The sequence below is a fragment of the Caballeronia sp. LZ016 genome (assembly GCF_031450805.1).
GTDB lineage: Bacteria > Pseudomonadota > Gammaproteobacteria > Burkholderiales > Burkholderiaceae > Caballeronia.
Window position 1 is genome coordinate 2448652 of sequence record NZ_JARTVY010000001.1, and the last position, 12323, is coordinate 2460974.

General features: G+C 64.3%; 12 protein-coding genes and 2 pseudogenes. 4 read left to right on the top strand and 10 right to left on the bottom strand.

The window, feature by feature from the left end; genetic code table 11:
* Window positions 1-4 precede the first annotated feature (4 nt).
* A complete protein-coding gene (locus P9220_RS11645) occupies window positions 5-1111 on the bottom strand; it encodes an ABC transporter permease (RefSeq protein WP_309764986.1) in 1107 nt (368 codons plus the stop codon).
* Window positions 1108-2685, bottom strand: coding sequence for an ABC transporter ATP-binding protein (locus P9220_RS11650; protein ID WP_309764987.1), 1578 nt, complete (start codon window positions 2683-2685; stop codon window positions 1108-1110). Before P9220_RS11650 ends, P9220_RS11645 begins: the two co-directional genes overlap by 4 nt.
* Before the next feature lie 269 nt (window positions 2686-2954).
* On the opposite strand from P9220_RS11650, the gene P9220_RS11655 reads away from it, so the two are divergent.
* The gene (locus P9220_RS11655; protein ID WP_309764988.1) at window positions 2955-3887 is read left to right on the top strand and encodes a LysR substrate-binding domain-containing protein; all 933 of its coding nucleotides are present in this window, start codon (window positions 2955-2957) and stop codon (window positions 3885-3887) included.
* Window positions 3888-3897: 10 nt separating this feature from the next.
* Here P9220_RS11655 and P9220_RS11660 read toward each other — a convergent pair whose 3' ends face one another.
* A complete protein-coding gene (locus P9220_RS11660) occupies window positions 3898-5256 on the bottom strand; it encodes an 8-oxoguanine deaminase (protein WP_309764989.1) in 1359 nt (452 codons plus the stop codon).
* A 162-nt stretch (window positions 5257-5418) separates the two neighbouring features.
* Here P9220_RS11660 and P9220_RS11665 point away from each other — a divergent pair, with 162 nt between their 5' ends.
* The 3 genes from P9220_RS11665 (at window position 5419) to P9220_RS11675 (ending at window position 7295) form a co-directional block, all read left to right on the top strand.
* Window positions 5419-5595, top strand: a complete 177-nt coding sequence (locus tag P9220_RS11665) for a hypothetical protein (protein WP_309764990.1) — start codon at window positions 5419-5421, stop codon at window positions 5593-5595.
* A 101-nt stretch (window positions 5596-5696) separates the two neighbouring features.
* The gene (gene uraH, locus P9220_RS11670) at window positions 5697-6050 is read left to right on the top strand and encodes a hydroxyisourate hydrolase (RefSeq protein ID WP_309764991.1); all 354 of its coding nucleotides are present in this window, start codon (window positions 5697-5699) and stop codon (window positions 6048-6050) included.
* Window positions 6051-6101: 51 nt separating this feature from the next.
* Window positions 6102-7295 (top strand): urate hydroxylase PuuD, encoded by a 1194-nt coding sequence (locus P9220_RS11675; protein ID WP_309764992.1) that lies wholly within the window; start codon window positions 6102-6104, stop codon window positions 7293-7295.
* Between the two features lie 69 nt (window positions 7296-7364).
* On the opposite strand, the pseudogene P9220_RS27060 reads toward P9220_RS11675, so the two are convergent.
* From P9220_RS27060 to puuE, 7 genes and pseudogenes are all read right to left on the bottom strand, one after another.
* Window positions 7365-7559, bottom strand: a pseudogene (locus tag P9220_RS27060) (SEC-C metal-binding domain-containing protein); the annotation flags it as partial.
* A gap of 45 nt (window positions 7560-7604) precedes the next feature.
* A pseudogene (locus P9220_RS11680) lies at window positions 7605-7940 on the bottom strand (UPF0149 family protein); the annotation flags it as partial.
* 130 nt (window positions 7941-8070) lie between these two features.
* Window positions 8071-9078: a low-specificity L-threonine aldolase gene (ltaE, locus tag P9220_RS11685; protein WP_309765474.1), complete on the bottom strand. Its 1008-nt coding sequence runs from the start codon at window positions 9076-9078 to the stop codon at window positions 8071-8073.
* A gap of 131 nt (window positions 9079-9209) precedes the next feature.
* Window positions 9210-9710 carry an ureidoglycolate lyase gene (locus tag P9220_RS11690; RefSeq protein ID WP_309765475.1) on the bottom strand — a complete coding sequence of 167 codons (501 nt, stop codon included), beginning with the start codon at window positions 9708-9710 and terminating at the stop codon, window positions 9210-9212.
* Complete coding sequence (alc, locus tag P9220_RS11695; protein WP_309764993.1) at window positions 9710-10720, bottom strand: allantoicase; 1011 nt, start codon at window positions 10718-10720, stop codon at window positions 9710-9712. The genes P9220_RS11690 and alc overlap by 1 nt, the downstream gene beginning before the upstream one ends.
* A 31-nt stretch (window positions 10721-10751) precedes the next feature.
* Window positions 10752-11273 (bottom strand): 2-oxo-4-hydroxy-4-carboxy-5-ureidoimidazoline decarboxylase, encoded by a 522-nt coding sequence (gene uraD / locus P9220_RS11700; protein ID WP_309764994.1) that lies wholly within the window; start codon window positions 11271-11273, stop codon window positions 10752-10754.
* Complete coding sequence (gene puuE, locus P9220_RS11705) at window positions 11270-12241, bottom strand: allantoinase PuuE (protein ID WP_309764995.1); 972 nt, start codon at window positions 12239-12241, stop codon at window positions 11270-11272. The genes uraD and puuE overlap by 4 nt, the downstream gene beginning before the upstream one ends.
* Window positions 12242-12323: the final 82 nt, after the last annotated feature.

Below are 12323 nucleotides of genomic sequence, written 5' to 3' on the forward strand. Positions count from 1 at the left end.
TCTCTTAAGCGACGTAATGCGCGGGCGTGCGACGCCGGATGCGGTAATTGACGAAGAGATCGCAGCCGAGCAGGCAGAACAGCAGCAGCCCCTGAAACACGCCCGCCAGCGCCTGCGGCAGTTGCAGCGACGTTTGCACCGCTTCGCCGCCGAGGTAGAGCAGCGCCATCAGCAAACTGGCGAGCACGATGCCGACCGGATGCAGCCGCCCGACGAACACCACGATGATCGCCGTGAAGCCATAGCCCGGCGACCAACTCGCCTGAAGCTGCCCGATCGGACCGGCGACTTCGCCCATGCCCGCGAGGCCCGCGAGGCCGCCTGACAAGAGCAGCGACGTCCAGACCGTCTTCTTGTCGGAGAAGCCCGCGTAGCGCGCGGCGAGCGGCGCGAGACCGCCGACGTTCATCCGGAAGCCCGCGAAGCTCTTGCGCATGAAAAGCCACACGAGCGGGACCGCGATCGCCGCGAGAAACACCGAGGCGTTGATGCGCGTGCCCTTGAGCCAGGTCCAGTGCCAGTCGCCGTAGAGTCGCGGGAAAAGCGCATCGTCGGCGAACATCGCGGAGATCGGGAAGTTCATGCCTTCCGGGTCGCGCCAGGGGCCGCTCACCAGGTAGATCAGCAACTGGGTCGCGACATAGGTGAGCATCAGGCTCGTGAGAATCTCGTTGGTGTTGAAGCGGCTCTTGAGCAATGCGGGAATCGCGGCCCAGGCCATGCCGCCCGCGACGCCGCCCGCCATCATCAGGGGCAGCGTCCACCAGCCGGAGGCATCGCCGGCGTGGATCGCAATGCCGCCCGCGACGATCCCGCCGAGCAGCATCTGCCCTTCCGCGCCGATGTTCCACACGTTCGCGCGATACCCGACCGCGAGCCCGAGCCCGATCAGGCACAGCGGCGACGCCTTCAGCACGAGCTCCGACCAGCCGTTCACGTTCGACAGCGGTTCGATGAAGAACGCGTGCATCGCGCGCAGCGGGTCCTGCCCGACCACGCTGAAAATCAGGAAGCCGATGACGAGCGTGGTCACCGCGGCGACCACCGGCACGGCAAGCTGCATGACGCGCGACGGCGTCGGGCGCGCTTCGAGTCGATAGGGAAAGATCATGCTTTGTGGCTCAGGGAGTCGGGTTCGGCGGCGGCCGAGCGTTTGCCGTCGAAGAGGCCTGCCATGAAGAGGCCGATTTCCTCGGCATTGGTTTCGCCCGTCGCGCGCACCGGCGAGAGCTTGCCGCGCGCGAGGACGGCGAGCCGGTCGCAGATATCGAAGAGTTCTTCGAGTTCTTCGGAAATGACGAGGATAGCGACGCCGCGCGCGGCCAGATCGAGCAATTGCTGGCGGATGAAACCCGCTGCGCCGACATCGACGCCCCAGGTCGGCTGCGCGACGACGAGCACCTTCGGCGCCTGCAGAATCTCGCGCCCGACGATGAACTTCTGCAGATTCCCGCCCGAGAGACTTTGCGCGAGCGCGCCGCTGCCGCCGCACCGTACGTCGAATGCCTCGATGCAGCGGTCGGCGAATGCTTTCATCGCATTCGACCTGATCCAGCCGCCGCGCACCAGGTCCTGGCGATGCGCGGTCAGCAGGCCGTTATCGGCGAGCGACATGGCCGGCACCGCGCCGCGTCCGAGACGTTCTTCGGGTACGAACGCGAAGCCGAGCCGCCGGCGCGCGCCCGCCGTCAGACGCGCGGCGGGCGTGCCGCAGATCGCGACGGCATCGGCCCGCGCGTGACGATCGCGAATCTCGCCCGAAAGCGCGGAGAGCAACTCCGCCTGGCCGTTGCCCGAGACCCCCGCGATGCCGAAAATCTCCCCCGCCCGCACCGCGAACGATACGTTCTGCAGCGAGGTGCCGAAGGGATCGGGACTCGCCACCGACAGATCGTTGACCGCGAGCCGGACATCGCCCGGCGTATGCGCGCGCCGCGTGTAATCGGGCAGGCTGTGGCCGACCATCATCTGCGCGAGCGACGCGTGCGTTTCGTTGCGCGGATCGACGTTGCCGGTCACGCGGCCGCCGCGCATCACGGTGGCGTTCTCGCAAAGCGACTGGATCTCGTCGAGCTTGTGGCTGATATAGAGGATGCTGCAGCCCTCCGCAGCCAGCCGGCGCAGGACCGTGAAGAGCTTCTGAACGGCTTGCGGCGTGAGAACGGACGTCGGCTCGTCCATGATGAGCAGACGCGGATTCTGCAGCAGGCATCGCACGATTTCCACGCGCTGCCGTTCGCCGACCGTCAGGCCGTGAACGTGCCGTTGCGGATCGACGTCGAGCCCATAGTCCGCCGATACCTCGCGGATGCGCTTCGACAGCGCCTTCATGTCGAACTTGTCGTCGAGCGCGAGCGCGATGTTCTCGGCGACGGTCAGCGTCTCGAACAGCGAGAAGTGCTGAAACACCATGCCGATGCCGAGCTTGCGCGCCGCAGCCGGACTGCCGATCTCGACGGCTTCGCCCTGCCAGCGAATCTGGCCTTCATCCGGACGCACCGCGCCGTAGATGATCTTCATCAGCGTGGACTTGCCCGCGCCGTTTTCGCCGAGCACGGCGTGAATCTCGCCCGGCATGACGACGAGGTTCACGCCGTCGTTCGCCCGCACGGACGGGTACTGCTTGCTGATGCCGGACAACGCCAGGCGCGGTGGCGTCATCGAATTCGAAATGGCGTCGCCCATTGAGTTCAGGAGATGCGTCCGGCCACCGAGCAGGCCGGACTGGAAAAGTTACCGCGACAGCGAACGAACCTGGGAACGTCGCGCATTTTCATGCCGCGGGCAGAATTTACAGAATTCGAGACACTAAGTCGATAACTCAAAATTATGCGCCGCTCCCCGCAGAGCCAATATTTGCGGGTTAGCCACACCTTGACGTCACGTCCGCGTCATATTAAAAATGATATGGTGCACCCCTGCATCGATCAGCCAGAACATATAGTGGAGATAACATGAGTCAGCAACGCGAGGCGATCGATACGTACTTGTTGCGCGTCTTGCACACCCTGCTGATGGAGCGCAGCGTCACCCGCGCGGCCGTCAAGCTCAATCAGTCACAACCTGCCATCAGCGCCGCGCTGCGCCGGCTGCGCGACATCACCGGCGACCCGCTACTCGTGCGCGGCAAGTCCGGCATGGTGCCGACCGAGTACGGCCTGCGCCTTCTGGAGCCGACGCAAAACGCCTTGCGCGAAATCGAGCGCATCAAGGTCCAGCAACACAACTTCGATCCGTCGACTTCCGTTCGCTGCTATCGCATCGGCTGTCCGGACTATCTGAACGTGCTGTTCGTGCCGACCGTCGTCGAACGGTTTCGCCAGGCGGCGCCGAACGCGACGCTCGAATTCCATTCGCTCGGGCCGGCATTCGACTACGAACTCGCGCTGGAGGACGGCAAGCTCGATATCGTCGTCGGCAACTGGCCGGAGCCGCCCGAACAACTGCATCTGTCGAATCTCTTCGTCGACAAGATCGTGTGTCTCGTCAGCAACACGCATCCGTTCGCCAAGCGCGGCGGCCTCACGCTCGATCAGTACCTCAACGCGCCGCATCTCGCGCCGACGCCCTACTCCGTCGGGCAACGCGGAGCAATCGACGTGCATCTCGCGCGCGAGCGGTTGAAGCGCCATGTCGTCGTGACGCTGCCTTACTTTAATCTCGCGCCTTACGTGCTGATCAAGTCGGACCTCGTCTTCACGACCACGCGCCTCTTCGCCGACCACTACGCGAAGTTTCTGCCGCTCGCGGTCGTGCCCGCGCCGCTCGATTTTCCGCCGATGCAGTACTACCAGTTGTGGCACGAGCGCTGTCACTACTCCGATGAAGTCCGCTGGCTTCGCGGTCTCGTCGCCGAAGCCACGCGCTCGCTCATCGATCAGCCCTGACGCTTTCGCGTTATCGCGCGCGGTTCGCGAGATCGCGCGCGAGCGTGTTGTGCCGCTCGACGACCGCCTGAAGGTCCACCGTCGCGAGGCGCCCTTCCTTCACGACCACTTTTCCATCGATGACGCTCGTCGCGACCTGCGACGGCGCGCAGAACACCAGCGCCGCGACGGGATCGTGCAGCGCGCCCGCGAACGCCGGTTGCGACAGGTCGAACGAGACGAAGTCCGCCGCCATGCCGGGCGCGAGCGCGCCGATGTCGTCACGGTTGAGCACTCTTGCGCCGCCGAGCGTCGCGATTTCGAGCGCTTCGCGCGCCGTCATCGCGTCGGGGCCGAAGCCGACGCGCTGCAGCAGCAGCGCCTGCCGCACTTCGGCGACTATCTGCGCGCCGTCGTTCGATGCGGAACCGTCCACGCCGAGGCCGACGGGCACGCCGGCGTCGCGCATCGCTCGGATCGGCGCGATGCCGGACGCGAGCCGCATGTTCGAGCACGGGCAGTGCGCGACGCCCGTGCCGGTGCGCGCGAAAAGTTCGATGCCCGGCTTGTCGAGTTGCACGCAGTGCGCGTGCCATACGTCGTGGCCAACCCAGCCGAGGTCCTCGGCATATTCGGCGGGCGTCATGCCGAACTTCTCGCGGCTGTACGCGACATCGTTCACGTTCTCCGCCAGATGCGTGTGCAGCGAGACGCCGTGTTCGCGGGCGAGCAGCGCGCTGTCGCGCATCAATTCGCGGCTCACCGAAAAAGGCGAGCACGGCGCGACGACCACGCGCAGCATCGCGTAGCGGCCTGCGTCGTGATAGGTCTCGATGAGGCGCTGCGAGTCTTTCAGAATCGCGTCTTCCTTCTCGACGACCGAATCCGGCGGCAGGCCGCCATCTTTCTGGCCGACGCTCATGCTGCCGCGCGCCGCATGAAAGCGCATGCCGATGCCACGCGCGGCCGCGATGCTGTCGTCGAGCCGGCTGCCGTTCGGATAGATGTAGAGATGATCGCTGGATGCCGTGCAGCCGGAGAGCAGCAGTTCCGCCATCGCGGTCGTCGTCGACACGTGGATCATCTCGGGCGTGAGGTGCGCCCAGATCCTGTAGAGATTCGTGAGCCAGCCGAACAGCTCGGCGTTCTGCGCGGCCGGAATGGCGCGCGTGAGGCTCTGATACATGTGGTGATGCGTGTTGACGAGGCCCGGAATCACGAGATGGCCTTGCATGTCGAGCACGTCGTCGGCGGTTTGCGGCAGTTCGCGCGTCGGGCCGACGGCGACGATGCGGTTGTCTTCGATATAAAGCCCGCCATCGGCGATTTCGCGGCGATCCGCGTCCATCGTGACGAGCATGTGGGCGTTCTTGACTAGCAGTGTGGGCATCGATCGATTCTCCGCAGACGGTTCGAACAAGGAATGAGGACAATAAATCCCGGTTACCCAGCGTTCGATCGCCGTCTTCGGGACGCGCATGCGTGCCACTGTCCGCAGCCAAAAACATCGCCGCAATCAGTCAGCCGTCATAGTCGTCGCCAGCCGCGCGATATGTACGCGATTTTTGGCGAAGGTAGCATCGCGCTGACGAGCGCCGCATCTGTCGTCACCGGCCGCCATGCGAAACATGCGCCCGGCATTATCTTTCTTATCGCGGGCGCACGGCGCATCTCAAATTTCTACAATGCTGTACACGGCGCGCATCTGACAACGCCGACGGGTATGTAGCCACTGACGTGGAGCCTCGATCCGCCGCCGCCGCACGACTCCCCAGTGCGGACCTGGATCGATGCGCGAGCCGGACATCGCACAACACAAGGAACATGCGAATGGGCAAGCTCACCACCCACGTCCTCGACACCGCGCACGGCCGACCCGGCGCCAACATCAAAGTCGAGTTGCTCGCGCTCACCGGCGACACCCGCCGCGCGATCAAGACCACGCTCACCAACGACGACGGCCGCTGCGATTCCCCGCTGCTCGAAGGCGCGGAACTCCAGCCGGGCGAATACGAACTCGTTTTCCACGCAGGCGATTACTTCGCGGCGCTCGGCGTGCGCGTGCCCGAGCCGCGCTTCGTCGATCGCGTGGTCTTGCGCTTCGGCATCGCGGATGCGGCGGCGCACTATCACGTGCCGCTGCTCGTCTCGCCGTGGGCGTACAGCACTTATCGCGGCAGCTAATCATCAAGACCAGCACGACGTGCATATAACGAATCGGTAGTGGAGGAGTACATGGAAGGCTTTATCACCGACTGGCTCAATCTGGCCTTGCGCTGTCTGCACGTGATCGTGGCGATCGCGTGGATTGGCGAATCGTTCTACTTCGTCGCACTCGACAACAGCCTGAAACCGCCGCAGGACCCGAACGCGCGCCGGCGCGGCGTGTTCGGCGACTTCTGGCATGTGCACGGCGGCGGTTTCTATCACATGCAGAAGTACTCGGTCGCACCGCAGGACATGCCCGAAAACCTGCACTGGTCGTTCTGGCCGTCGTACACCACGTGGATGTCGGGCTTCGGTCTCTTCCTCGTGCTGTATCTGCTGTCGCCGAGCACGTATCTCATCGACAAGAACGTGCTCGACATGGGGCCGGTGGTCGCCGTGGCGTCCGCGATCGGCTTTCTGCTGGCTGGGTGGATCGTCTATGACTCGCTGTGCCGTCTGCTCGGCACGAAGGACAAGCTGCTCGGCATCTGCGTCGGCATTTACGTGCTGATCGCGGCGTTCGTCGCGTGTCACGTGTTCTCGGGCCGTGCGGCGTATCTCATTACGGGCGCGATGCTCGCGACGATCATGTCGGCCAACGTGTTCTTCGTGATCATTCCGGGGCAGCGCAAGATGGTCGCGTCGATGCTGAAGGGGGAAACGCCGAACGCGATCTACGGCAAGCGCGGCAAGCAGCGCTCGGTGCACAACACGTATTTCACGCTGCCCGTGGTCTTCGCGATGCTGTCCAATCACTACGCGATGACCTACACGCACAAGTACAACTGGGTGATCCTCGTGCTCATCATGCTGGCGGGCGCGCTGATCCGTCAGTTCTTCGTGATGCGGCATCGCGGACAGGTGCTGTGGTACATGCCCCTCGCCGGTCTCGTGCTGGTGCTCGGCGCCTTCGCCTGGACGATGCCCGCGCCGACCGTGCCTGTCGCGCAAGCCGCCGGCGCGCCGACGATCAAGGTCGCCGACATTCAGCCGATCATCCAGCAACGCTGCGCGACGTGTCACTCCGCGCATCCGTCGATGATGGGCAGCGCGCCCGCCGGCGTCGTGCTCGATACACCCGCCGAGATCAAGCAGAACGCACAGCGCGTGCACCAGCAGGCGGTGACATTGAAGGCGATGCCGCTTGGCAACGTCACGCAGATGACCGACGCCGAGCGGCAGAAGATCGCTGCGTGGTTCAGTGGGGGCGCGGTGCAGTAAGCGTCGCCGAAAGGCAATGCCCGCTCGAGACGCGGGCATTGCCGCTTGGTGCAGCGTCTGCGGCCCCGCTCCGCAACAGTGCTTGTACTTTCCCTCGCTGCCGCACGGACACGGCTCGTTGCGGCCGATCTTCCGCTCCTCGCGTCGCATCGGCATGTTGCCGACCCGTGTCCCCGGTCGGCGGGAGGGTTCGAAATAGTGATAGACGAATAGCAGGCGGGCGATCATCTCATCGATGATCCTTTCGCGTTCCGCTGAAGTCATCTCCAGACGCCCGACTCCGTCTTCTTCGAGGCCGCTCTCATCGAGTCACAAGAAGGGCGCAAGCACACCGCCATTCTTTTTATCCTCCGTCAGGGGACGCCAGCCGTCCATCCTGATCTGCATGCCGTACGTGAAACGCACCACCCAGTCGTTCGCGCGTGCGGTGCGGCCGTCGTGCTGAAGCACGATCGGATCGAAGGCGTACCCCTGCTCGCCAGCGCGCACGAACCTGTCCACGATCGTATTCCAGTGACGCATCAGCAGTACACGCATCGGCTCCGCTCGTTCGTCGGCTGCGAAGTCGATGTCCTTGCCCCCGATTAGCGGCAGATACTCGGACGGCGGCACGGCTTCCGGGCCGCGAATGTGCGCAGCGAAGAACCCGTCGACCGCTAGAGATTCATGACTTCACCGGGCGGGCTATCCAGAAAGGCCGATAGGTGATCCAGTTGGTCTTCGGTCAGAGGAGTAGTGATGTTCGAATCGTTCATCACGGTCATGCCATTGACAGTTAGTGCGCCGCGAAGTAGCGCTTCACCGCAGCGATCACCGTATCGATATCTTCGCGCGAGACATCACGATGCGTCACGAACCGCGACGCGTAAAGCATCTGCGTGAGAATGCCGCGCTCTTTGAGCCACGCTTCGAGCCGCTCGCAATGCGCTTGCGGAATCTGCGCGAATACCATGTTCGTCGCTTGCGACTGGATGACGATGCCGTCGATCTGCGCAAGCCCCGCGGCAAGACGCGCCGCGTTGTCGTGATCCTGCGCGAGTCCCGCGACGTGATGGTCCAGCGCATACAGACACGCCGCCGCGAGCAGTCCCGCCTGCCGCATGCCGCCGCCAAGCACCTTGCGCCAGCGCGCGGCGGCATCGATCAGCGCCCTGGAACCCACGAGCACCGAGCCGACCGGCGCGCCGAGTCCCTTGGAAAAACAGATGGACACCGAATCGAACGGTGCGCAGAGTTCGCCAACGGGGCGGTCCGAGGCAACCGCCGCATTGAACACGCGCGCGCCGTCCAGATGCATCGACAGTCCGCGATCGCGTGCGAGCTTCGCCGCCGCATCGACATAGGAAGACGGCAGCACTTTCCCGCCGATGGTGTTTTCCAGCGCCAGCAGCTTCGTGCGCGCGAAGTGATTGTCGATCGGCTTGATCGCCGCCGCCATCTTCTCGAGCGGCAGCGAGCCGTCGGGCGCATTCTCGATCGGTTGCGGCTGGATGCTGCCGAGCACCGCCGCGCCGCCGCCCTCGTATTTGTACGTGTGCGCCGCCTGTCCGACGATGTACTCGTCGCCGCGCGCGCAGTGCGCCATTAACGCGGCGAGATTGCTTTGCGTGCCGCTCGGAAAGAACAGGCCCGCTTCCTTGCCGGTGCGCCCGGCGAGCGTCGACTGAAGCTGAACGACGGTGGGATCGTCGCCCCAGACGTCGTCGCCGACTTCGGCGCTGGACATGGCCGCGAGCATCGCCTGGCTCGGACGGGTGACGGTATCGCTGCGCAGGTCGATCATGCGTTCGGGCATCGTGGGCATCGCTCGTGGAGAAGGAACCGCCTATGGTAGCGGGTTCTCGCATCGCAAACAAAAAAGACCGGCGTTGCGCGCGCCGGTCTTTCGGGTGATGCCTTCAGGTGGATGAACGCCTACCGCAGCGCTTCATCCGTCAGCCATAGCGATTCGCTCAAGTCCTGCTCGTTGAGATTGCGCCCTTCCCCGCCGCGATCGACGACGATGAAATCGCTCACCTTGTCGAGCGCGAGCAGCGGATGATGCCACACGCCCTTCGCATAGTTCACGCCCTGCCAGCCGCGCGTGACGAAGGCGCGTATCTCCGATTCGTCGAGATCGCCCGCGGGGGCGACAACGACGAGATACGGCCGGTCGTCGAGCGGCACGAAGGCCTGGCTGCCGAGCGGATGCCGCTCAAGCATCTTCACTTCGAATGGCAGCACGCGCGGCTGTCCGCGAAACAGGTTGACGATCGCGCGGCCGCCCTCGTCCGTCACGTCCACGTTGCACAGGTCGTGAAAGCGGATGGTGGTGCCGAGGTTGATCGGAATCTGCTTGGCGCCTTCGAGCTCGATCACATCGCCGAAAGGCTCGAACGCAGCGCGCGTCAGCGGTTCGATAGTGAGTTTCTTCATCATGCGAGCGTGCCGAAAAGACGCAGGCGCGACACGCCGCCGTCCGGGTAGATATTGAATCGCACGTGCGTCACCGGACCGAGCGCGGCAAGCTCGGATTCGAAGAAGTGCTGCTTGTCCATCTGCAGCTTCTGCTCGCCGAGCAGCACGGGCCAGAACATCGCCTGCGTGACGAGCGAGCTGTCCGTGCCGCCCGTGACGTGCGCGGCCTGCAGCGAGCAGCGGTCCGGGAAATTGCCCTTGAAGTGCGCGGTATCGACTTCCACCTTCTTGATGATGCCCGGCTGCGCCAGCGCGACGATGCACCAGTCGTTACCCGGCTCGCGGCGACGGCGCGTTTCCCAGCCATCGCCCATATTGACGCCCCGGCCGGGCATCAAAAGCGTCGAGGCAAGCCCGAAGTGCTGGTTGTTCGTGCCGACCATGTACGCGCCATTCTCCATCGCGGCGAGTTCGAACAGCTCGTTGCGATCCGCGTTGCGCCAGTCGAGTTGCGGCTGGCCGTACACACGCAAACGCGCGATGCCGCCATCCGGATAGATATTCACGCGCAAGTGCGTGAACGGCTGCCCGGCGCTGACATCGAGATAGTGGTGGCTGTTGCCCTGCAGGGTCGTCGACGGCACGACTTCGGTCCACTGCGTCGACTGGTTCGGCGAGCCGTCGGCGACATGCGCGCCTTCGATCGACGCCGCCGGCGGGAAATTGCCCGTGAAGTGGCTCGTGTCGAGGTCGATGCCCTTGATCACGCCCGGCCGCGCCAGCTTGACGATGCACCAGTCATAGCCGGTCGTGCGCTTGCGGCGGGTTTCCCAGCCGTCCATCCACTTGCCGTGATCGTCGAATTTGCCGGGAATGAACACGGCCGGCTCGGGGTTCAGCATGCGTTCCTTCGGCGCGAAGAAATCGTCGCTCGCCTCGAGCGCCTGCGCGCCGAGACGCGGGTCCGCGAGGTTCACATAGCGGCGCGTGAAGTCGGGCGCGTTGGGATCGAGTGTCGGAATTGCCATTGTCTTCGTCCTTGGTTTACGGGTGAATGGATCAGGCCGCGATGAGGTCGTTCAACCTGAAACGGGCGATCCGGTAGATCTGATCGAGACTCGTGCGAAGCTCTTCGTCGCGGTCGTGATTCACCCGCTCTTCGAAGTTCGCGATGATGCCGTGACGGTCGTAGCCGCGCACAGCCAGGATGAACGGAAAGCCGAACTTCTGGCGATACGCCGCATTCAGCGACTGCAGCTTGTCGAACTCTTCCTGCGTGCAGAGGTCGAGGCCCGCGCCGCTCTGCTCGCGCGTCGATTCAGCGGTCAGTTCGCCGCGCACCGCCGCCTTGCCCGCAAGTTCCGGGTGCGCGTTGATGAGCGCGAGCTGCCTCTCGCCGCCGGCTTGTTCGACGGCCTGCGACATTGCCGCAAGCAGCGCGTCGATGCTCGCGAACGGCCGCTGCTGCGCCGCGATCTCGGCGACCCAGGGCGAATGTTCGAAGATGCCCGCGAGCACGGTCACGAACGCATCGGCGGGCATGACGTTGAGTTGTTCGAGTGTGGTTTGCATCGCTTTCATGCCGCCGTCCCGTTGTTGGTTTCGCCCTTGGTTTCGGTGTTCCCCTGATACGGATGATGCTCGCGCCAGTGCCGCGCGATATCCACGCGCCGCGTCACCCAGACGCGATCATGCTTCTCGATGTGATCGAGAAACTTCTGCAGTCCCCGGAATCGCCCGGGACGCCCGAGCAGCCGGCAATGCATGCCGATGGAAAGCATCTTCGGCGCCTCGTCGCCTTCTTCGTAGAGGACATCGAAGGCATCGCGCAGATAGGTGAAGAAGTGATCGCCCGTGTTGAAGCCCTGCGGGGTGGCGAAGCGCATGTCGTTGGTATCGAGCGTGTACGGCACGATCAGTTGCAAGGCGGTCTTGCCGCCCGTCACTTCGACGTCCATCCAGAACGGAAGGTCGTCGCCATAGTAGTCCGAGTCGTACAGGAAGCCGCCGTACTCGGCGACCAGCCGGTGCGTATTCGGACTGTCGCGCCCGGTGTACCAGCCGAGCGGACGCACGCCGGTGACGCGCTCGATCGCTTCCATGCCGAGCCGCATGTGCTCCGCTTCGCGCTCGGGCGACATGTCCTGATAATGAATCCACCGATACCCATGGCACGCGATCTCATGTCCCAGCTCGACGAACGCCTTCCCCAGCTCGGGATGCCGCTCGATCGCCATGCCGACGCCGAACACCGTGAGCGGCAGGCCGCGCTTCTCGAACTCGCGCAGGATGCGCCAGACGCCCGCGCGCGATCCGTATTCGTAGATCGATTCCATGCTCATGTGACGCGATGGATACGCCGCCGCGCCCACGATTTCCGACAGAAACTGCTCCGAGCCGGGATCGCCATGCAGCACGCAGTTTTCGCCGCCTTCTTCGTAATTCAGCACGAATTGCACGGCGACGCGCGCGCGTCCCGGCCAGTTCGCCTGCACCGGGTGGCGGCCGTAGCCGATCAGGTCGCGCGGATAGTTCGGATCAAGAGACATGGCTGGCGTAGAAAGCTGAGCGTTGAACAACGGATTGTCGACGATTCAGTGTAGCGAAAAGGCCCGCACGCGCCCATACAGC

Bases quoted from the DNA above. Each gene is read 5' to 3' on its own strand.
- P9220_RS11645 (WP_309764986.1), bottom strand. From the start codon at position 1,111: ATGATCTTTCCCTATCGACTCGAAGCGCGCCCGACGCCGTCGCGCGTC.
- P9220_RS11650 (WP_309764987.1), bottom strand. From the start codon at position 2,685: ATGGGCGACGCCATTTCGAATTCGATGACGCCACCGCGCCTGGCGTTG.
- P9220_RS11655 (WP_309764988.1), top strand. From the start codon at position 2,955: ATGAGTCAGCAACGCGAGGCGATCGATACGTACTTGTTGCGCGTCTTG.
- P9220_RS11660 (WP_309764989.1), bottom strand. From the start codon at position 5,256: ATGCCCACACTGCTAGTCAAGAACGCCCACATGCTCGTCACGATGGAC.
- P9220_RS11665 (WP_309764990.1), top strand. From the start codon at position 5,419: ATGTACGCGATTTTTGGCGAAGGTAGCATCGCGCTGACGAGCGCCGCA.
- uraH (WP_309764991.1), top strand. From the start codon at position 5,697: ATGGGCAAGCTCACCACCCACGTCCTCGACACCGCGCACGGCCGACCC.
- P9220_RS11675 (WP_309764992.1), top strand. From the start codon at position 6,102: ATGGAAGGCTTTATCACCGACTGGCTCAATCTGGCCTTGCGCTGTCTG.
- ltaE (WP_309765474.1), bottom strand. From the start codon at position 9,078: ATGATCGACCTGCGCAGCGATACCGTCACCCGTCCGAGCCAGGCGATG.
- P9220_RS11690 (WP_309765475.1), bottom strand. From the start codon at position 9,710: ATGAAGAAACTCACTATCGAACCGCTGACGCGCGCTGCGTTCGAGCCT.
- alc (WP_309764993.1), bottom strand. From the start codon at position 10,720: ATGGCAATTCCGACACTCGATCCCAACGCGCCCGACTTCACGCGCCGC.
- uraD (WP_309764994.1), bottom strand. From the start codon at position 11,273: ATGAAAGCGATGCAAACCACACTCGAACAACTCAACGTCATGCCCGCC.
- puuE (WP_309764995.1), bottom strand. From the start codon at position 12,241: ATGTCTCTTGATCCGAACTATCCGCGCGACCTGATCGGCTACGGCCGC.